The following is an 18,075-nucleotide window of genomic DNA, read 5'->3' as shown; positions in this document are numbered from 1 at the left end:
TGACCGGACAAGGCCGCGTGATGCCGGTTCAGTTGAACCTGTCATGCGTGCCCACGAAGCGTTTCGACGACCCGCCGCAACGCTTCGATGTCGAGATGCGGTCCGATCGGCAGGCTCAGAACCTCTCCGGCCATGTCGCGGGCCATAGGAAGAGCACCGGGTGCAATTTCCAGCCCGGCATAGGCCGCCTGCATATGCGGCGGGATGGGGTAATGGATAAGTGTGCCAATCCCCGCCTCGGTCAGCTTGGCCTGAAGCGCCTCCCGCTCGGCTGTGCGCACGACATACAGGTGCCAGACTGGCTCTGCCCAGTCCGGGACATTGGGCAGGATCATGCCGGTGCCCTTTAACCCTTCGTCATAGGCAGCGGCCAGGACACGACGGCGCTCGGTCCATTCGTCCAGGGCCGTGAGTTTGACCCGAAGGACAGCGGCCTGGATCGGGTCGAGGCGCGAGTTCACGCCGGCTTCCTCGTTCACATATTTCTGCTTTGATCCGTAGTTGCGCAGCAACGCGATACGCTCCGCAAGGCTCGCATCATTGGTGGTGATCGCCCCGGCATCGCCAAGCGCACCAAGGTTCTTTCCGGGGTAGAAACTCCAGCACACGACATCCCCATGCGCCCCGATGCGCTGCCCCTTGTAGCGCGCACCATGGGCCTGAGCGGCGTCTTCAATCACCCGTAACCCATGCCGCCGCGCAATTTCGAGGATAGGGTCCAGATCGGCAGGTTGGCCGTAAAGATGCACAGGCAGGATTGCGCGGGTCCGGGGCGTGATCGCCGCTTCGATCAAGGTGGTGTCGATATTGTGCGTGGTGGGGTCGGGCTCCACCGGGATGGGGGTTGCGCCGACACTCGATACCGCAAGCCAGGTGGCGATATAGGTATTCGAGGGTACAATCACCTCGTCGCCAGGCCCGATATCCAAGGCGCGCAAGGACAACGTCAACGCGTCGAGACCGTTGGCCAATCCGACCGAGTGCCTTGCCCCGCAATAAGCCGCCCACTCGGCCTCGAATGCCTCAACTTCGGGGCCAAGAATGTACCATCCGCTCTCAAGCACACGCGCGACGGCCGCCTCGATCTCGGGCTTCAGTTCGCGGTAGGCGGCACCAAGGTCAAGAAACGGGATCACGTGCTTGCTCCTCGCACAGCGGTCAGGAATTCGTCGTAATCGCGGTAGTAGTCCGCCTCATCATACCGATGAGAGGCCAGAACCATGCAGACAGCGCCCTGGCTGAAGGCGTCCATTTCACGCCAGATCATGCGCCTGATATAGAGCCCCTTACGGGGATCGCGCAGCCAGTATTCAGACTTGGTCTTTCCGTCGTCGATCTTCATGCGGAAGCTTCCAGATAGTGCAAAAATCACCTGCTCCAAGTCTTTATGGGCGTGTCCGCCCCGCTCAGAATCCACCGGAACATTGTAAAGGTAGTAGACCCGCGCAATATCAAAGGGCACGTGGTTGCCGCCTTCTACAAAGGTCAGGTCCCCGCGGGGGTCGTGGATTTGCGGTAAATCGATAATGCGCACGTTCGCAGCTGTCATGTCTAGTTCACCCAAGCTCTAAGTTTTGCAGTCCGGAGCGCGGGAACGGCCAATGGCAATCCAATGGCGATCTGTATCCGACCGGAGCACTTCTATTTGAAGAGATTTCAGGATCGAGCCCCGCTGCCCCGCCATGAATTGACGGAAAACAAGATGCGCGGGTGTGTTGCTCAGCTTCGCAACAACTTCGACGTCCACCCAGGATGCAAGACCCCCAGCGCCCAGGGCGGAACTCACGAAACCACACGCATCCGGCTCCCGAGCTTCGACGTCCAGGGCGTATCGCCAGCCTTTGTCTTCGATCGGCCAGAACGAAAAGCACCTCCCGGTCTCGTCGTAAGCGCGAATGTCAGCCCCAAGACCAACCTGGATTTCGCCCCAAGGGGTCTGCATTCTAGCTTGTTATGCCGCCATCCACGAAGACCACTTGGCCTTGCATGTTGGTGGTGCCGGACACGACCAGATCGACGACCTTGAAGATGTTCTCATCGTTTGACAGGGCGCCCGACGGCGTCCGGCGCTTGATCGTTGCAAGCTGTTCGGGGCGCAAAACCGATGACATTTCGGACTCGAAGAATCCCGGCGCCACGCAATTGACGAAGATTCCCGCCTCGCCAACCTCACGGGCCAGCGACCGCGTCATGGCATCCAGATACCCTTTCGACCCGGCATACACCGTCAGGCCCGCATAGCCGCGCGATCCACAGATCGAGGAAATGCTCACTATGTTGCCGCCACCTTCCAGCATCATGTGCTTGACCGCGGCCCTCGTCAAAATCGTGGGCCCGACGATGTTGATATCAACGATGCTTTTGACGGTCTCCACATCCGTATGCATGAGCAGTTGATCCTGACCAATCGCCGCATTGTTCACGACGCTGTGGATCCGCCCGAACTTGTCAGACACGGCCGCAAAGAACTTTGTAATCCCGTCTACGTCGGTCGCATCCACTTCGCTGAAATGGAAATCTTCGGGATACGCGACGCTGAGGCGATCCATGTCTTCGGTCCGGGATCGGGCGAACGTTGCAACGCGATTGCCTTGTTCAAGAAGTCGCTGCACAAGGTGCAGCCCAAGACCTCGTGACCCGCCGGATACGATGATGCCCTGATTGGTGGTGTGCATAGTCTTCCTAACTTTTCAGGCTTGAGCGAATTGGAACCGACTCGAGAAAGTTCCACAAACGCGGCACGGCATACTCAGGCAGCCGTGCTTCACAGAATTGGTTGAGTTCGATTTCGGCTGCCGCTATCTGAACGCCGGGTTTCAGCACAAGGTTCGCGACGGGAAGATGCCCCATGATCGGCGACCGTTTTGCTTCCACTTGCGCCCAGGCCACATCCGGGTGAGACAATAGAACCTCCTCAATCTCGGCTGGGAACGCTTTCTGCCCACCGACATTGATCATCTGTTTGTCCGCGCGACCCCGGAACACGATGCGGTCACCGACCCGCTCGACCAGATCGCCGGTGTCGATCCAGGATCCTGGCGCCGCCGAACTGCTATACCGGGACCGAACCTGAAGCCTGTCCTCCACGATCCGCACGGCCACGGACTTCTCGTTGTCGCGCTCGCTCAGGATACGCGCATCGAAGCCCGCGCGCCCATCCGAAACGACGATGGCCGCACCGGTTTCCGATGAAGCGAAAATATGCTTGATCTTCGCCGCCGGGAACATGGCCGACAGATAATCAAGGATCGCCTGGTCAACGATTTCCCCTCCGAGGGAAATGGAGGTCATGCCCGATGCTTTGAGCACATCGGGATCAATGGACATTGCCGTCTGTCGCCAGAAGGTTGGGGTCGAAGACACGGCATTGATCTGCCCACCGCGCAGCGCCTCTTCGAAGCTTGCCATCAAATCCGCAGAGCGCCCCAGAACCAATTGCTGCTCCGGCACAAAAAGGCCGAGCGACACCATTTGGTACCAAGCGTAGGAACCAACCTGATAAGGCACAAACCAACTGTACGGTTTCAGGTTTTGCACCTTGTCAAAGGTATTCAAGCTCTGAGCCGTGTGCGAAATCAGCTTGGGCAGCCCGGTTGTGCCGGAGGTGAGCACAGAAATTCTGCCCGGCTGCAGGTCAGGATTTTCAAACGGTCCGCTGGTGACTTCGCCGCTTTGCAGGTCAAAGACGGTGACATGCTGCTCGGCCAGGCGCGCCGTCAACTCGGCATTCAACCGGGAGCGCTCGGCGACGCCAAAATCCAGCCCCGCCTCGATCCCGGCAGCGACCAGAGACACCGCTTCTAGCTCATCTGACACCGCAAAAATGACGCGCAACCCTCGGAAGGGTACAATGTCGCCGATTTGCTGCAATGCATTTTGAGCAAGGCTGGGCCAGAGATGGTCACTTTGGCCGTAAATTACCTTGTTGGACGGCAAGAATGACATGCCTTAGCCCTTCGTCACCAATTCGAAGAAATCCAGAACGTCTTTCACCGTCTCAATCTGACGCATTGTCGCTGCGTCAAACACGAGCTCCCTGCCGATTTTCGCCTCAACCCGCAATGCAACTTCTGAGAAATCAAGGCTTCGGAAGTTTACTTCGCGCGTGGTCTTTGTCTCGGCCGAGATTTCTTCGCGCCCGCGCTTCACCATTACAAAGTTCATTATTTGAAGGATTTCGGATCGGGTCATGAGAAGTGTTCCTTTAGATATCGAGGGTGTTTGCCGCTTCAGCGTCAATTTCTGCCCCAAGGGCCGCAATTCGGGCCTGTGCGTGGCTGGGATAGGCGTCAGCAAAATGCTTGTGCCAAGGGTGACGGGTGCGACTTTCCATGTGCATGAGGAAACGAACTTGCCCGGCGATTTCGCCATCTGCGCCGGTCACGACGGCACCGGCGGGCACCACGCCGCTCGCGACAGCGCCAGACGAGATGAGCGCGCCCCGCCCAATCTCCACCGCTGGCATGAGCTGAGCATTCACGCAAACTGTAACCATGTCGCCAATCGTCACCGGCGCGCTCAGATGCGATGGCGGAAGGGGGTCGTTCATCAGTGTGGTCAGCGAAAAGAGCCAGACAAAGTCGCCAATCTTCGCGCCTCGGCCGACATGGGCGTAGCTGTGCATGCGCACGAAGTCGCCGATGGTGCAGGCGCCTTCGATATCGGAGAAATTCCCGATGCGGAGGTTTTCGCCGATGACCGCACCTTCGCGAATGACAACATGGTGGCCCGTCTCGAGGTCGGGCCCGATCGTGGAGCCTTGGTAGAGCACCGTATGTGTCCGCACATTCGCTGCCGCACCCAGCTTGAGAGGGGTCGATCCGGGGCGAACGGTCGGATGCCCGATGACGCAGAAATCACCGATGCGGCAATTGTCACCAATCTCGACGTTGCCGTAGACCCGGACGCCAAACCCGAAGGATACATTTTGCCCGATTTTCGCTTCTGGATCGATCTGATTAAACACTGTCTGCCCCCCATATGCCCCGATTTTGGCGCTCATTGCCGTGCGTGAGGCCGCTTCTGCGACGAGCGACTTGTGAAGCCATCGTTTGTTGCGCGGCGTATATTTCGAATTAATCTGGAGCTGTTTCTAGGAATTCGGACCATTGGTGCCCATTAATCTGTCTCCGCCGAGCTCACATTTGAGCGTCTCAATCTCTTCCTTCAGGGCCTCATATTCTGCCAGTTTTCGCTTGAGAAACCTTGCCGCGATGATTGATTTCTCTTTGATGCCTTTGGGCGTCAGAACATAGGCATATCGCCGCTTATCTTCAGCCGCCGTAAAATTCCCCAACTTCACCAGGCCCTTCTCAATTAGCGCATTCAGCACGTAGTGCATGCCACCGACACTTACTCCAACGGCAGCCGCGAGTTCACGCTGTGACATTTCAGGATTCTCTTGCAGAAGGCGAAGCACGCGAAAATGCGTGTCTTCCTGCAGCTTGGTGCGCTTGCTGGTCATTTTGTGATTTTCTCAGGCTACCGCACAAGGACTGCCAGTGGGGCGCCTTGTTGGATACAAAGGTGGTGATGAGAGTAGTTTCCGCATCGCTCAGTATCGAGTGATATCAAATGCTGCGCAAGCAAACAAGAAGGAAATTCAGATATTCAAGAGGTTTCCGTCGACACGTTCGCCATAGCCGATCTGTGAGTTCGGCGCTCCGACGCAAACAGCACCTTGCCCCTCCGGAAGGCTGCGGCTGGAATTCATGTCCACTACCACGTTACAGCCGTTCAATATAACAAGTTCATAAAAGAACGACCCTTTCAGCACAAGGCCACATCATGATCTCAGTTGGTCGTCGACCCCCCGCGGGGCGTGCGATAGCTCCTCGACATACGACCGCATATCGGCTTGAGATCAGTTACTTGGGCAAAGATTTTGGAAGCTCATCCCGAGCCGAGCGATTCACCCGAGTTAACCATCCATGCCCTGGTCCGATGCCGCGTCACAGTCGCCTTTCGCCAGTTGGGCTTGTGCTGTCGCTTCGGCGGCGCTCGGCCCTTCCTCCCGCTCGGCCTGTTCCAAGGCCTCCTCCATGCTGACCGTGTTTAGCACCAGTTGGAACTGCTCGAGGATCTCAGGCGCATGCCGCGCCACGTAAGACCTGACCGCCTCGTTGTCCATCAGCTTTTTCAAGTAGCCCTTGGCGACCACAAGGTTCAGGAGTTCCGATCCGTAGTTTTCCTCGGCGTGTTTGTACTTTTCTTGCACTTGGCTCATCTCGCGCTCGAGCTTGACGATTTGCTCCAATGGATCACCCTTGGGCTGTTCCAGCTGCGGCGGCTTGTAGTCGGTGCGCTGTTCGGGCGGTGTGGCCTTCAGCAGGGCGTCCGCATGCGCCGCGGTGATCGTGTTCGCGGCGATCATCAACTCAACCGCTTCGATCTGCCGGGCAGCTTTCATCTTGCGCAGATGCCGGGTCACATCCGGTGTGAACTGGTGATCCTGGAGCAGATCTACTGCCTTGGGGCAGATCCCATGCAGCAGGTTGATACGGCTGTTGATTGTTGAGAGGTTGACGTTGAAGGCGCGCGCGAGCCGTTCTTTGCTGACGCCCTTGTCGATGGCCCGCCGCAACATGTAGTGCTCCTGCACTGTAGAGAGGCGGTTGATCCGGTGATTGTAGGTGTAGGTCTCGAAATCTTTGGCGATCAGACAAGGCGCCGTGTCTTGACCGAGCTCCTTCAGGGCCAGCACCCGCAAATTTCCATCGAGCAGCAGAAACCCGGCTGCATCTGGGTCCGGTTTGATCACGGAGAGCGGCTCGATCAGGCCGATCTCCCGGATCGATGACACGATCTGCTTGAACTTGCGCGTGGTCATCACGCCGTCTGGCACCTTCTTCGAGGGCATGAGCTCTTCTAGCGGGATCTGGAAGGTCTCGAGATCAAACCCGAGAGTCAGGTTCAACGGGGCCTTGGGATAGGGAGCGTCGCTGTCGTCGATGTCAGGCTGGGGAAAGGCTCCGGGGTAGAGCGGCTTCACGGTGCTGAGTTCATTCATGGTTTCATCCTTTCGAGGGTCAGGCGGTTTCAATGCGGTCGGCGAGGTATTTCGGCAGGCTGTCGAGACCTTCGGCGCGCAGGAGCGTCACGAAGTGCTCATCGGCAAAGAGGCGTTTGAGCCCTTGAACCACCAGAAGCAGCTGCTGGTGTGCATGATCTGCTTTCAGCATCAGCTTGTGCTGGCGGGCGACTTCGCGTTGGTAGGTCTTGACCAGTGAATGCGCCGAGTTCGGCAGCTTTGGACGATCGCCACCGGTTTTAGGACCTTTTTCGCGGCGCTTTTCGATCAGCCGCTTGGCATCCGTGATCTGGTGACCCTTCAGCTGTCCGGTCTTGTAGGCCTCTTCCAGCATGTCGCCGAGGTTTTCATCATCATGCTTGGCGCGGGCGATTTCGAGGGCGGTGGTCAGCGGAATGGTCCCGTTTTGCACCGCCTCGATCAGACGCTCCTCACCCTTTTCCAGCAGAAAGACGATGTCCCGCACGTATTTCTCGGAAAGCCCTGTGCGGGTAATGATGTCGTCGATGGTGTAATCCCGCGCCAGCAAAAGCTCGATGTCGGCCAGGATCTCGAGCGGACGGTGACCCCGCCGGGCGATGTTTTCCGCCAGCGACATGATGAACGCGTCTTCATCCGTCACATTGACCACCAGCGCCGGAATGTGGCTTTCACCCAGCAGGCGGAAGGCGTTCAATCTGCCTTCGCCGCAGACCAGCAAATAGGCGGGCGCCCCGTCGGCACCGTCGCGCTCTGTCACCGTGATCGGCTTTTTCAGGCCGATGGAGCGGATGTTTTCAACGATCTCTTCAAAGACCTTCATGTTGCGGTCCCGAGAATTCAGGACCTCAATCCGGTCGATGGGGACGAGCGTGACGCTCTCGGGTGTGTCAGTCATCATAGGGTTGGCTTTCTCTTTTGGTTTGATTGTTCATGTTTTGTGCTTTCTCTGATTTCCATCATTCTGGTCCTCACCCCCACTTCCGGCGAATGCCAACCCGTTCGGCCATGCCGTAGAAGAAGCCGAGGTCCTCGAAGCGGAAGGCCTCGAAGGCGATGCTGGTCTTGTTGCAGAGCCGGATTTCTTGACGGGGCAGATCTAGCCAAGGCAGCAGGTAATAATCGAGCTCCTCGCGGTTGTCGGGATCGAGCCGCACGGCCAGCGTGACGTCCGCCTGATAGCGCATCGGGTCAAACCGGATCCGCCAGCGCAGCCGTCCATCACCCTGCGGCTGGCACCGCGCCAGGACCAAGCTGACGACCATTTCATCATTGATCGTCAGCAAATCGGTCTTGGGGTCGCGCGCGACCGTGCCGCCAACTTCCGCAATTGCCGCCTCGGTCCGCGCGATGATCTCCGGATGCATCCCGCGCAGGCGCTTGTTCAGCGCAATGCGCTCCTGATCGCGGTCCGAGCGATAGCCGATCATCTCGTAGGCCCGCGCCAGCGACCCGAACCGGTTTCGATAGGCCGAGGACGACGGCATGTTTGGCGTCTGGTCAATTAGCACGCCAGAAAGCTGACCTGCGTCAGCGTAGAGCCGTTTCAGGTGATCTAGCAGTTCCTCATCTGACAGGCGTGCCGACCGCGCTGTGATGATCTCCTGCGCGGTCAGGAAGAACTCGAGCGGCACGATCCCCTCAAAGGCGCCTTCCTTGCGCACCCACATGTCGGGTGGGTTTTCCACATGTAGCTTCTTCAGCTTGAAGGAGGAGCGGTTGTAAACGTTGTTGCCAATGTATTTCTCGTTGGTCAGGACCGTGCGAACTGTTCCGGAATTCCAAGGCCGATCCAGATCAGTGGTCACACCTTCCTCATTCAGGCGGTCGGCGATCTCGCGGAAGGACAGGTCCTCCTCGATCAGCCAGCGATACATCTTGTTGACCCAAGCCACTTCCTCGTCGGGGCCTGGCATCAAGATCACGCGGTCGGTCTGCAGCGATTTGTGCTCACCGCGCTTCAACTCGCCTTTGATCTCGCCGCGCTCATTCACAAGAACCCGGCGCAGCCCGAAGCCGGCCGCGCCGCCTTGGCGGAAGCCCAGTTCAATCAGGCGGCATTGGCCCGCAAAGACCTTGACCGACAACTCTCTGCTGTATTCACCGGCCATGGCGCGTTTAACGCCTTTGACGATGGTCGAGACGGGCGAGCCATCGTTCTCGAACTGCTCGGCGCAATAGGCGACGTTGATGCCTGCGCGTTTGCAGATGTACTCGTAATAAGCACTCTCATCCGCGTCCTGGAACCGTCCCCAGCGGCTGACGTCATAGACCAGGATCACGTTGAAATCGGCCGCACCGGATTCCACATCCGCGATCAGTTGCTGAAGCGCCGCGCGCCCACCGATGGAAAGGCCGCTCTTGCCGTCATCCGCATAGGTCTTGATGATTTCGATACCGCGCTTCTCGGCATATTCGCGGATCTTGTCGGATTGGTTGTGGGTGGAATACTGTTGATGCTCCGTCGACATGCGCACATATCGCGCCGCCCGAAACTCGGTAATCTCGCCACTCCCGTCCAACTCAGCCTCCGATCCGCGTGTCTGTCGGTCGGACGTTTGCGTGGGTGGCAAAACGTATCAAGCTGATAGTGCTGGATTATCTCATTATATCAATGCTCTGAGGGCGGGACACGCCAGCATCTTCATCAAAATATCACATCGCACCCAGAAAATCTTACTTGCATCTGTTCAAGTTCGAGCGATATGTGGGCGATAGAGTATTAATGAGGTTGCACGATGACATTCCACGATCGCGGCACGAGCTGGTTTTTGGCGCAGCTGAAGCCAAACTGCGCCAACATCGCGGATAAGAACCTCAAGCGCCAGGGCTTCAAAACCTTCCTGCCGATGGAAGAGGAGACGCGCCAGCGCAACGGCAAGTTCGTCACCGCCATGCGGCCACTCTTCCCCGGCTACATCTTCGTGGCCTTCGATGCGGCCTGCGGGTTCTGGCGCACGGTGAACTCGACCTACGGCATCACACGGCTGGTGAGCTTCGGCAAGGAGCCGACAGCCGTACCGCTGGACTTGGTCTCTCAGTTGATGCTGCGCTGCGACGCGAAGGGCAAGTTGTTGCCACCAAAGCTTTTGAAACGCGGGGATCAGGTCACCCTGACCAAGGGGCCCTTTGCCAATTTCGTGGCAGAAGTAGAAAAGATTGCACCCGATCGGCGCGTCTGGGTCCTGATGGAAATCATGGGTGGTCAGACCCGTGTGGCTGTCGGGGCCGATCAGTTGCGTTCCGTGTAACAACGCATTGAACTGCTGGGGCCTCATACGCTATCGGCACATAACATTGAAAAGATTGGCGGAGCTCAAATGAAAATTCTGGTCACTGGCGGAGCAGGATATATTGGAAGCCACACGTTGCTGCAGCTGCTGCGCGAGCGCCATGAAGTCCTTGTTTTTGATAACTATTCAAATAGCTCGCCTGAAGCGCTGAGGCGCGTCAAACAGCTAGCTAACGCTGACTTCGAAATCTGTGAAGGTGATATCCAGGATGCGGGCAGATTGGGCGGGGCGTTTGCAAGTTTCAGACCCGAAGCCGTTATCCATTTCGCAGGGCTAAAGGCTGTCGGGGAATCCAACGAAAAGCCGCTCGAATATTATGCGCAGAATGTTTCTGGTTCGATTGAGCTGTTGAAAGCCATGCAACGCCACGATTGCCGTCGGATCGTGTTTTCCTCCTCTGCGACAGTCTATGGTGAGGCCAAATACCTGCCTTATGACGAATACCATCCTCTGCAGCCGGCAAACCCGTATGGCCGTACCAAGTACTTTATCGAGGAAATCATTCGCGATTGGGCAGCATCATGGAAAGATGCGAGTGCTGTACTGCTGAGGTATTTCAATCCGGTGGGAGCGGATGCTTCGGGCCGCATCGGTGAAGATCCCAATGGAATTCCGAACAATCTCGTTCCGTACATCTCGCAGGTCGCAGTCGGGCGTTTGAAGCACCTGAATGTTTTCGGCGCTGATTACGACACTCGAGATGGAACCGGAGAGCGCGATTACATTCATGTCGAAGATCTGGCGCGGGCCCATTTGGCCGCTATCGCGTTTTCAGCGACCTCCACGGGGTGCGAGGCCATTAATGTCGGTACGGGCCACGGTGCAACGGTGATCGAGATGGTGAAAGCATTTGAGCACGCCTCAGGACGCCCCGTGCCCTATGAAATTGGGCCGCGCCGCGAGGGCGATGTGGCGCGCAGTCTGGCGGCGGTAGACAAAGCCGAGCGCCTTCTCGGATGGAAGGCCAAGCTTGAAGTTGCCGACATGTGCAGGACCACCTGGAACTGGCAATCATCTAATCCCAACGGCTATACCCAAGAATAATTGAGAAAACTGATTATGAAACCCGTTCGCAAAGCTGTATTTCCCGTTGCCGGTTTCGGCACCCGCTTCTTGCCCGCTACCAAGGCCATGCCGAAGGAGCTGCTGCCGATCGTGGACAAGCCGCTCATCCAATATGCGGCCGAAGAAGCCATCGCGGCTGGGATAGATACGCTGATCTTTGTAACGGGACGCAACAAGCGGGCGATCGAAGACCACTTCGACAGTAATCAGGAACTGGAAGCTGCGCTGCGGTCCAAGGGCAAGACGGACCAAGCCGAAATGGTGCACAACATCCTGCCTCAGGGTGTCGAATGCATTTTCGTGCGCCAGCCAGAGCAGTTGGGCCTTGGTCACGCGGTCCTCTGCGCAGAACGCGCTGTGGGCAATAACCCATTCGCGGTGCTCCTGGCCGACGACTTCCTGACCTACGAGGGTGCGGGCGTGACCGCCGATCTCGTCAAAGGGTACGAAGCCTCAGGTCTCACGCAATTGTCGATCACGGAAGTAAACGGCCCCGACATCTCGAAATACGGCGTGGTACAGAGCGGCTCGGCCGTGGGCAGTGTTGCGGGCCTGGTCGAAAAGCCGGCCTTTGAAGAGGCCCCGTCAAACCTGGCCTTGATCGGCCGCTATGTCCTGACGCCTGACATCTTTGAAATCCTGCGTGGCCAAGCGCCCGGCGCCGGTGGTGAAATCCAACTGGCGGACGCGATCAACACCCAAGCTGCTGCGGGTCAGGTGGAGGCCGTCACGCTGAATGGCCAGCGCTTCGACTGCGGGTCTGTGAAAGGGTTCTTGCAAGCCATAATGCATGTGGCGGAGCGCGATGGGTTGGTTTGAGCCTCAACGGCCGGCCAACCGATAGGCCAGTCGACCGACCCATTCCTTGATGGCAGTATTCAGGTCTTCAAGGTTCGATGAGAAATCCCAACCTATCCCGCCCGTGAAACTGCCTGTTCTATAATCCACAGAATAGGGAACAACGCCTTGCCACCCTGCGGCCTCGAAGCTTGCAATGGCTCTGCCCATGTGGAAAGCGCTTGTTACGAGGACCCAGGTTTCACCGGGCTCAGGCTGGACTGGGTCGAAGGACAGCTGAGCATTTTCCGCCGTGTTCCGGGACTGATCTTCCCAAGTGACGCGACCAAGATCTATCCCGAGCGAACTCAAGACATCAATTGCGATCGGTGGATGAGGGGCGCGCCCGGCAACGGCATCTAGCAATCTCCCGCTTCCGCCAGCATAGACAATCCGGGCTTCGGGATAAGCTATGGCCAAGCTCGCTGCCGCGACCAGGCGCTCGGAGGCATCATTCAGTTGCGGCTGGTTCCATCGCAGCGTTTTTCGAGGGGACTCGGCGCCGCCAAGAACGACGATCCCATCGACCTGCTCGGGCATGTTTCGAGTCGCATACTCAGCCTCAAGCGGAGCGAGGAGAACTTCGCCAATCGGGAAAATACTGATCAGGGTGACGGCAAGAAAAGTTGCAGCTGATAGCGAAGCCGAAAGACGTTTGCGCCCAAATAAACTGGCAACAGCAGCAGTTGCCAGAGCGACAGCCAGCCAAGTTTCGACTTGAAGGCATAGGCCGATCAGCTTGGAAATGATGAAGAAAAGGGTGTCCATCCAGGTTTAAGTCTTGCCTTGAGTTAGTGATGCGGTGCCCTTGCCCAGCATGTCACCGGCCTCGATCATCGAACAGGTCATCCATGTCAACCTGCAGCGCGGTGGCCAATTTCTTGAGCGTCGCGGCGGACCCGGTTTTGCGACCCGCTTCGATGTCGATGATCTGTATACGGTTCACGCCTGACTGGCGCGCCAATTCAGCTTGCGACAACCCGCGGTACTCGCGCCAGACGGTCAAAGGCGCATGACCGGCCAGAAAACGGTCGACAACAGCAGAGGGGATCAGCTCCTCGGTTCCAGCTTTGATCCGGGCCAAGACGTCGGCTGCACTATTCAGATCAGCCATATCCTCTTCGATCGCCTTGAGGCGGAGATATTCGTCTTTGGGGATGGTCACCATTTCATTCATTTCGCTCACTCCTTGTAAGCACTGCCGCGCGCTTTGACGTCCAGGATCTCAAGCACAACGCCGTCGCACATCACAATCCGCCAGTCTCCCACCCGCAACCGCAGCATCCCATCCATGCCCTGCAGCGCTTTGACATTGTTCGCTTGCGAAGCCGGGTCGGCGGCATAGGCAATTATCTTATCGCGAATTCGAATGGCCCAGTTCCGTGGCATTCGCATGAGCGCCTTCTGGGCGGTTTTCGAGTAGACGATTTCTTTCATGGCCCTATGTAGCCCGTGGCGACTGTGTAGTCAATGACTACCAATGATGGCCTGGCAAACTGGCGCTTACCGAAGAGTTCGGGCTGTCGCCAGGTGACTTCGGGAATGAGTTCTCGACAGGGCGCGAGCGGTTCCGGGGTCGCTGGCATCGATCCGCGCCGACCCAAGTATCCCATCTCCGCCACGCGCATCCCGGATGGGAAGGGCTACAAGTTCACCGCCGAGAACGTGACGCTGCTTCTGCAGGCTGCGATAAAGGACGTGTCGCCGAAGGCGTGACAAGCTTGATGTGTGTGCAAATTTGGTTATAATGAATACGGTTTTGTGGTGAGGAGAAGCGTAATGTCCCGAACGACTACAATGACAGTCCGCGTCGGTGGAGCCTTGAGCGACTTTGTCTCAGCCAACGTCGGCGATGAGGGCTCCTATGAGAATGTCAGCGAGTACATACGCGACTTGATCCGGCGTGACAAAGAACGGGTTGAGGCCGAGGCGTTCGAACGGCTAAAGGCTGAGTTGGCCCATGCCTTCGCTGCGCCAGAGGAGACCTACAAACCGCTGACGGCAGCTGAGGTTATCGCGCGGAACCGGGTATAGCCTGATGCCTGAAATCCGAATTCAGGCGGGGGCTTCACATCGCCTAGATGAAATTTACCGCTACACCCTTGATAAGTGGGGTGAGGAACAAGCTGCGCAATATGTCACCGGCCTATTTGCGGCGTTTGATCGGATTGCAACTCATGGGCTCGTCTCGAAGCCCATACCAGCAGCATTTGGCGTGAACGGTTTTTTCTTTCGGTACGAACGCCATTTCGTTTATTGGCGCCATCTTTCGAATGGCGATATTGGCATTGTCACCATCCTTCATGAGCGCATGCACCAGCTCAGCCGCTTTCAGGATGACTTTGGGTCGTTGTAGGCAATAGTGGTTCGCCGCCAGACCCGCTTGAGCCAAATGACTTTCGAACTCACGTCGATCTCAATAATTACAAGGACTTAAGGTGTAGAGAGGGTTCGCCGCCAGACCCGTTCCCTCCGCCACCTAAACTTGCCGAAACCGAAGATGGGCCCTTGCGGGGGCCTTTTTTCTTTTGGTTTCAAAGGGGTTTAGATGAGGCGACCGCCCTTCGGAGACTGTCCGAAAGGTCTAAATCGGTCTCTGAACCGCATTTGTCTCTAATCGACCGCCCTATGCCCCTAGAAGGACGCTTTCAAAATAGTGTTTAATTACAGATGTTTGGAGATTTTTGGCGAGCGCCCTTTTCGAAAGTTCAACCGATAGCAAAATGCGTTTCGAATCCGTGGGGCGGGCGAAAGGACGGTTGATATCACCGGCTTCCGGTCATTCGCTCCGATCGAGACACAGGTCTGCAAAGCGGGACTTTTGAGACATTGAGCTTTTGTAGCTTATAGGCTCTGCTGGCCTCAGCAATCGCAAGGTACTTCAAATGACAACGACAGTAATTCGCCGCATTAAGGAAGCCGACAAGGCCGAATGGCAAATGCTATGGTGCGGCTACAACGCGTTTTACGAACGGGAAGTTGAGGACAGGACCACTGATCGAGTTTGGGATGCTCTAAAAGGCAAAACGGGTGAGCCGTTCTGTTTCGTAGCGGAACAAGGTGGAAAACTTGTTGGTTTTACCCATTATTTCTATCTTCGATCGACGTCAGATTGGGGGCCTCGCTGCTATATGCAAGACCTATTTGTTGACCCATCCGTAAGGGGCGGTGGTGTTGGGCAATCGCTCATTGAAGCGGTCTATGCCGATGCCGACGAAAACGATGCGGCGCAGACTTTCTGGCTAACAACCACAACCAACAAGGCGGCACGCAAATTATATGACCGCGTTGCAAGCATGACACCGTTTGTAAAATACAGACGATAAGGGCTCGAAGCCGCATTTAGCTGTGGCGTGTTTGAACGGCCGGTTAGGGTCGACTTAGCAAATTTGTTTCACCAAACACCACGCCAGCCTGCTCGTGCCATGACAGGAACGCGCATTCGGTGAGCTGCATCACGGTCACGGCAGACACCTCCCGCCGAAACACCAGGCGTTTCAAGACCTCAGGCGCGAGGTAGGCCAAGCGCAGCTGCCTGCTGACATGCCGCTCGGCGAGGTTCACAGCGATTGCTAGGTCGCGCACTGTTCCGAACTCACCCGCTTCCATCCGCCGGCGCCAGGCCCAGGCGCGGCCAATGGCGCGCAGAATATGCGGATCTTGGGTGTTGTCCTCGCTGGGCAGGTAATCAGCGGGCGGCAAGATTTTGGGCCGCCCGTTCTTTTTGCGCACCTTGAGAGGAACGAAAACCTGAATGGTGTCGGGCGCAGCCATCACTCTGCGGCCTCAAGCTGGCGTGGAACCATCATGTCCCGCATGACGCCCGCAATGCCGTCGGTGCGCAAGTCGATGACGAGGCCTTCAGCGGTCACTGTGACGCGCCGGACGAGCAACTGAATGATGCGGGTCTGTTCGCCCGGAAAGAGCTGATCCCAAAGCTTGGGGAAGTGCTGGAGTGCTTCGATTGCATCCTTCTCAGAGATGTCGTCGCGGTCCAGCGCGGCAATAACCTGTGCCGTGGTTTCCGGCGTTCGCAGAACACGGCGGATTTCTGTGATGACGGCAGCCTCGGCAGTGTCGGCCGGCAAGCGCCTCGGGATGCCATCCTCGGGCGTTTCCCTGTTCTTGAGAAGGTCCATGGAGACATAGTAGCGATACCGACGCGCGCCCTTCTTCGTGCTGGAGGGGGTCATGGCTGCGCCGGTGGCAGTGAAGAGCAATCCCTTGAGCACCGCAGGCGTTTGCGTCCGACTGTTGTTCGCCCGCTTGCGGGGACTTTCCCCCATGATGTCATGCACCTGTTCCCAGAGCCGCGCGTCGATAATGGCCTCGTGCACCCCGGGATAGGACTTGCCTTTGTGGACGGCTTCACCGCGATAGACGCGATTGTTCAGCAGGCGATAGAGGTAGCCCTTATCGATCAGCGCGCCTTGTTTGCTGCGGAACCCATCGTTGCGCAGTTCGCGGGCCAGAACGGTGGCAGAGCCTACCTCAACAAAGCGCTCAAACACCATGCGGACCTTGGCGGCTTCCTCTTCATTCAGGACCAGCTTGCGGTCGACGATATCATAGCCGAGGGGCACATAGCCGCCCATCCACATGCCCTTCATGCGCGAGGCCTTCACCTTGTCACGGATGCGCTCGGCCGTAACTTCGCGTTCGAATTGGGCAAAGGACAGCAAGATGTTCAGCGTCAAGCGCCCCATCGAGGTGGTCGTATTGAAGGACTGCGTCACCGAGACAAAGGTCACGCCGTTCCGGTCGAAGACCTCTACGAGCTTGGAGAAGTCCATCAGAGAGCGCGACAGACGATCGATTTTGTAGACGACGACCACATCCACGAGACCGTCCTCGATATCGGCCAGCAACTGCTTCAGCCCGGGGCGCTCCAATGTTCCACCTGAAATGCCGCCATCATCATATTGATCGCGCACCAAGGCCCAGCCTTCGGATTTCTGGCTGGCGATGTACGCCTCGCAGGCTTCCCGCTGAGCGTCGAGGCTGTTGAATTCCATGTCGAGGCCTTCCTCGCTCGACTTGCGGGTGTAGATAGCGCAGCGCAGGCGGCGGTTGGGGCGGGAGGTGAAGTCCATCAGACATCCTCCCGCTGGCGTTCCCGCAAGCCGAAAAATCGATACCCATTCCAGCGCGTGCCGGTGATTTCGCGGGCGACGGCGGAGAGGGATTTGAATTTGCGTCCCCGCCATTCGAAGCCGTCCTTCAGCACGGTCACGGTGTGCTCGACGCCGTCCCATTCGCGCAGAAGCTTTGTGCCCGTCACGGGATTGCGGGGATCTGCGATCTGATGCTTGCGCCGGGCGTGGCCTTCGACCTCGTCGGCCAGCAAGTCCAGCATACGCCGCGTGTCCCGGTCGGGGCCGCCGTAAGTCAGTTCCTGAAGCCGATAGGCGATCCGCAGTTCAAGAAACGCCCGGCTGTTGTTCGGCGCCGAGGTGCCGATGAGCTTTTCCCATTCGGCTTTCAGCTCCTTGACCGACATCGCCTTCAGGGCGGCCAGGCGCGACAGCACCGTCTGGTCCAGGTTTGGATCATTCCCCGGCTGCGTAGCAGTTATCTTATTGTGATGCTTCATGAATTCCTCCGATGCGGATAGGTTTTGCACGACGACCACCGCTCTTTCGGTGCAAGAAGTCCACGAAACTGTCTCCGCTCTCAGCAGATAAACCGCTGGACTGTGCAACGTTCAGCCGGATGACGCCCGCGGCTAGGATGCGCCCGATCTCGGCGAGTGTCTGACGTCAGCGCCTGTGGGACAGATTTTCGGTTTTCGTAACGGAGTATTTCTGGTTCATCGCAGCCATTATGGAGCGAAGATGAACAAGAAATCCGGAACATCGAAGGACGCGGCTG

23 protein-coding genes are annotated in these 18,075 nt (G+C 57.5%); 7 read left to right on the top strand and 16 right to left on the bottom strand.

Annotation, left to right across the window (positions count from 1 at the left end):
* Positions 1-41: 41 nt before the first annotated feature.
* From RYZ20_RS13020 to RYZ20_RS12975, 10 genes are all read right to left on the bottom strand, one after another.
* Positions 42-1,136 (bottom strand): DegT/DnrJ/EryC1/StrS family aminotransferase, encoded by a 1,095-nt coding sequence (locus RYZ20_RS13020; RefSeq protein WP_317674206.1) that lies wholly within the window; start codon positions 1,134-1,136, stop codon positions 42-44.
* The gene (locus RYZ20_RS13015; RefSeq protein WP_317674204.1) at positions 1,133-1,549 is read right to left on the bottom strand and encodes a sugar 3,4-ketoisomerase; all 417 of its coding nucleotides are present in this window, start codon (positions 1,547-1,549) and stop codon (positions 1,133-1,135) included. The genes RYZ20_RS13020 and RYZ20_RS13015 overlap by 4 nt, the downstream gene beginning before the upstream one ends.
* A gap of 394 nt (positions 1,550-1,943) precedes the next feature.
* Entirely contained in the window at positions 1,944-2,675 is a 732-nt protein-coding gene (locus tag RYZ20_RS13010) for an SDR family NAD(P)-dependent oxidoreductase (protein WP_317674202.1), read from the bottom strand.
* Positions 2,676-2,682: 7 nt separating this feature from the next.
* Positions 2,683-3,945 (bottom strand): AMP-binding enzyme, encoded by a 1,263-nt coding sequence (locus RYZ20_RS13005; protein ID WP_317674200.1) that lies wholly within the window; start codon positions 3,943-3,945, stop codon positions 2,683-2,685.
* 3 nt (positions 3,946-3,948) lie between these two features.
* Positions 3,949-4,191, bottom strand: a complete 243-nt coding sequence (locus RYZ20_RS13000) for a hypothetical protein (protein ID WP_317674198.1) — start codon at positions 4,189-4,191, stop codon at positions 3,949-3,951.
* Positions 4,192-4,204: 13 nt separating this feature from the next.
* Positions 4,205-4,966: a hypothetical protein gene (locus tag RYZ20_RS12995; protein WP_317674196.1), complete on the bottom strand. Its 762-nt coding sequence runs from the start codon at positions 4,964-4,966 to the stop codon at positions 4,205-4,207.
* Positions 4,967-5,092: 126 nt separating this feature from the next.
* Positions 5,093-5,464 (bottom strand): MarR family EPS-associated transcriptional regulator, encoded by a 372-nt coding sequence (locus tag RYZ20_RS12990; protein ID WP_317674194.1) that lies wholly within the window; start codon positions 5,462-5,464, stop codon positions 5,093-5,095.
* Positions 5,465-5,920: 456 nt separating this feature from the next.
* Positions 5,921-7,009: a plasmid partitioning protein RepB C-terminal domain-containing protein gene (locus RYZ20_RS12985; protein WP_317674192.1), complete on the bottom strand. Its 1,089-nt coding sequence runs from the start codon at positions 7,007-7,009 to the stop codon at positions 5,921-5,923.
* Positions 7,010-7,028: 19 nt separating this feature from the next.
* Complete coding sequence (locus RYZ20_RS12980) at positions 7,029-7,910, bottom strand: ParB N-terminal domain-containing protein (protein WP_317674190.1); 882 nt, start codon at positions 7,908-7,910, stop codon at positions 7,029-7,031.
* Between the two features lie 70 nt (positions 7,911-7,980).
* Positions 7,981-9,531: a recombinase family protein gene (locus RYZ20_RS12975; RefSeq protein ID WP_317674188.1), complete on the bottom strand. Its 1,551-nt coding sequence runs from the start codon at positions 9,529-9,531 to the stop codon at positions 7,981-7,983.
* A 216-nt stretch (positions 9,532-9,747) separates the two neighbouring features.
* Between RYZ20_RS12975 and nusG the strand changes: the two genes are divergently transcribed.
* From nusG to galU, 3 genes are all read left to right on the top strand, one after another.
* Positions 9,748-10,260, top strand: coding sequence for a transcription termination/antitermination protein NusG (gene nusG / locus RYZ20_RS12970; protein WP_317674186.1), 513 nt, complete (start codon positions 9,748-9,750; stop codon positions 10,258-10,260).
* A gap of 69 nt (positions 10,261-10,329) precedes the next feature.
* Complete coding sequence (galE, locus tag RYZ20_RS12965; RefSeq protein ID WP_317674184.1) at positions 10,330-11,346, top strand: UDP-glucose 4-epimerase GalE; 1,017 nt, start codon at positions 10,330-10,332, stop codon at positions 11,344-11,346.
* 15 nt (positions 11,347-11,361) lie between these two features.
* Positions 11,362-12,186, top strand: a complete 825-nt coding sequence (galU, locus tag RYZ20_RS12960) for a UTP--glucose-1-phosphate uridylyltransferase GalU (RefSeq protein WP_317674182.1) — start codon at positions 11,362-11,364, stop codon at positions 12,184-12,186.
* Positions 12,187-12,189: 3 nt separating this feature from the next.
* On the opposite strand, the gene RYZ20_RS12955 is transcribed toward galU, so the two are convergent.
* The 3 genes from RYZ20_RS12955 to RYZ20_RS12945 are packed head-to-tail and all read right to left on the bottom strand — an operon-like array spanning position 12,190 to position 13,641.
* Entirely contained in the window at positions 12,190-12,972 is a 783-nt protein-coding gene (locus RYZ20_RS12955) for a YdcF family protein (protein WP_317674180.1), read from the bottom strand.
* A 52-nt stretch (positions 12,973-13,024) separates the two neighbouring features.
* On the bottom strand, positions 13,025-13,381 hold the full coding sequence (locus tag RYZ20_RS12950) for a helix-turn-helix transcriptional regulator (protein WP_317674178.1): 357 nt from the start codon (positions 13,379-13,381) through the stop codon (positions 13,025-13,027).
* Between the two features lie 5 nt (positions 13,382-13,386).
* On the bottom strand, positions 13,387-13,641 hold the full coding sequence (locus RYZ20_RS12945; RefSeq protein ID WP_317674176.1) for a type II toxin-antitoxin system RelE family toxin: 255 nt from the start codon (positions 13,639-13,641) through the stop codon (positions 13,387-13,389).
* 105 nt (positions 13,642-13,746) lie between these two features.
* Here RYZ20_RS12945 and RYZ20_RS12940 point away from each other — a divergent pair, with 105 nt between their 5' ends.
* The 4 genes from RYZ20_RS12940 (at position 13,747) to RYZ20_RS12925 (ending at position 15,530) form a co-directional block, all read left to right on the top strand.
* Positions 13,747-13,920 (top strand): hypothetical protein, encoded by a 174-nt coding sequence (locus RYZ20_RS12940; protein WP_317674174.1) that lies wholly within the window; start codon positions 13,747-13,749, stop codon positions 13,918-13,920.
* Positions 13,921-13,983: 63 nt separating this feature from the next.
* On the top strand, positions 13,984-14,238 hold the full coding sequence (locus RYZ20_RS12935; RefSeq protein ID WP_317674172.1) for a ribbon-helix-helix domain-containing protein: 255 nt from the start codon (positions 13,984-13,986) through the stop codon (positions 14,236-14,238).
* A gap of 4 nt (positions 14,239-14,242) precedes the next feature.
* On the top strand, positions 14,243-14,560 hold the full coding sequence (locus RYZ20_RS12930) for a type II toxin-antitoxin system RelE/ParE family toxin (RefSeq protein WP_317674170.1): 318 nt from the start codon (positions 14,243-14,245) through the stop codon (positions 14,558-14,560).
* A gap of 529 nt (positions 14,561-15,089) precedes the next feature.
* Entirely contained in the window at positions 15,090-15,530 is a 441-nt protein-coding gene (locus RYZ20_RS12925; RefSeq protein WP_317674168.1) for a GNAT family N-acetyltransferase, read from the top strand.
* A gap of 43 nt (positions 15,531-15,573) precedes the next feature.
* On the opposite strand, the gene RYZ20_RS12920 is transcribed toward RYZ20_RS12925, so the two are convergent.
* From RYZ20_RS12920 to RYZ20_RS12910, 3 genes are read right to left on the bottom strand one after another with little or no spacing between them, the layout of a single operon-like run.
* Positions 15,574-15,978: a hypothetical protein gene (locus RYZ20_RS12920; protein WP_317674166.1), complete on the bottom strand. Its 405-nt coding sequence runs from the start codon at positions 15,976-15,978 to the stop codon at positions 15,574-15,576.
* Positions 15,978-17,297: a recombinase family protein gene (locus tag RYZ20_RS12915; protein WP_317674164.1), complete on the bottom strand. Its 1,320-nt coding sequence runs from the start codon at positions 17,295-17,297 to the stop codon at positions 15,978-15,980. Before RYZ20_RS12915 ends, RYZ20_RS12920 begins: the two co-directional genes overlap by 1 nt.
* Positions 17,297-17,797: a DUF2924 domain-containing protein gene (locus tag RYZ20_RS12910; protein ID WP_317674162.1), complete on the bottom strand. Its 501-nt coding sequence runs from the start codon at positions 17,795-17,797 to the stop codon at positions 17,297-17,299. Before RYZ20_RS12910 ends, RYZ20_RS12915 begins: the two co-directional genes overlap by 1 nt.
* Between the last annotated feature and the right edge of the window lie 278 nt (positions 17,798-18,075).

It is taken from the genome of Pseudothioclava alba, from assembly GCF_033100795.1.
Classification (GTDB): Bacteria; Pseudomonadota; Alphaproteobacteria; order Rhodobacterales; family Rhodobacteraceae; genus Pseudothioclava.
The sequence above is the reverse complement of the archived record's forward strand: the minus strand, read 5'-3'. Positions and strand labels throughout refer to the sequence as shown.

What these genes read in the sequence shown, in the direction of transcription:
- RYZ20_RS13015 (WP_317674204.1), bottom strand. Translation starts at nt 1,549, where the DNA reads ATGACAGCTGCGAACGTGCGCATTATCGATTTACCGCAAATCCACGAC.
- RYZ20_RS13010 (WP_317674202.1), bottom strand. Translation starts at nt 2,675, where the DNA reads ATGCACACCACCAATCAGGGCATCATCGTATCCGGCGGGTCACGAGGT.
- RYZ20_RS13005 (WP_317674200.1), bottom strand. Translation starts at nt 3,945, where the DNA reads ATGTCATTCTTGCCGTCCAACAAGGTAATTTACGGCCAAAGTGACCAT.
- RYZ20_RS13000 (WP_317674198.1), bottom strand. Translation starts at nt 4,191, where the DNA reads ATGACCCGATCCGAAATCCTTCAAATAATGAACTTTGTAATGGTGAAG.
- RYZ20_RS12990 (WP_317674194.1), bottom strand. Translation starts at nt 5,464, where the DNA reads ATGACCAGCAAGCGCACCAAGCTGCAGGAAGACACGCATTTTCGCGTG.
- RYZ20_RS12985 (WP_317674192.1), bottom strand. Translation starts at nt 7,009, where the DNA reads ATGAATGAACTCAGCACCGTGAAGCCGCTCTACCCCGGAGCCTTTCCC.
- RYZ20_RS12980 (WP_317674190.1), bottom strand. Translation starts at nt 7,910, where the DNA reads ATGATGACTGACACACCCGAGAGCGTCACGCTCGTCCCCATCGACCGG.
- nusG (WP_317674186.1), top strand. Translation starts at nt 9,748, where the DNA reads ATGACATTCCACGATCGCGGCACGAGCTGGTTTTTGGCGCAGCTGAAG.
- galE (WP_317674184.1), top strand. Translation starts at nt 10,330, where the DNA reads ATGAAAATTCTGGTCACTGGCGGAGCAGGATATATTGGAAGCCACACG.
- galU (WP_317674182.1), top strand. Translation starts at nt 11,362, where the DNA reads ATGAAACCCGTTCGCAAAGCTGTATTTCCCGTTGCCGGTTTCGGCACC.
- RYZ20_RS12955 (WP_317674180.1), bottom strand. Translation starts at nt 12,972, where the DNA reads ATGGACACCCTTTTCTTCATCATTTCCAAGCTGATCGGCCTATGCCTT.
- RYZ20_RS12950 (WP_317674178.1), bottom strand. Translation starts at nt 13,381, where the DNA reads ATGAATGAAATGGTGACCATCCCCAAAGACGAATATCTCCGCCTCAAG.
- RYZ20_RS12945 (WP_317674176.1), bottom strand. Translation starts at nt 13,641, where the DNA reads ATGAAAGAAATCGTCTACTCGAAAACCGCCCAGAAGGCGCTCATGCGA.
- RYZ20_RS12940 (WP_317674174.1), top strand. Translation starts at nt 13,747, where the DNA reads ATGAGTTCTCGACAGGGCGCGAGCGGTTCCGGGGTCGCTGGCATCGAT.
- RYZ20_RS12935 (WP_317674172.1), top strand. Translation starts at nt 13,984, where the DNA reads ATGTCCCGAACGACTACAATGACAGTCCGCGTCGGTGGAGCCTTGAGC.
- RYZ20_RS12930 (WP_317674170.1), top strand. Translation starts at nt 14,243, where the DNA reads ATGCCTGAAATCCGAATTCAGGCGGGGGCTTCACATCGCCTAGATGAA.
- RYZ20_RS12925 (WP_317674168.1), top strand. Translation starts at nt 15,090, where the DNA reads ATGACAACGACAGTAATTCGCCGCATTAAGGAAGCCGACAAGGCCGAA.
- RYZ20_RS12920 (WP_317674166.1), bottom strand. Translation starts at nt 15,978, where the DNA reads ATGGCTGCGCCCGACACCATTCAGGTTTTCGTTCCTCTCAAGGTGCGC.
- RYZ20_RS12915 (WP_317674164.1), bottom strand. Translation starts at nt 17,297, where the DNA reads ATGGACTTCACCTCCCGCCCCAACCGCCGCCTGCGCTGCGCTATCTAC.
- RYZ20_RS12910 (WP_317674162.1), bottom strand. Translation starts at nt 17,797, where the DNA reads ATGAAGCATCACAATAAGATAACTGCTACGCAGCCGGGGAATGATCCA.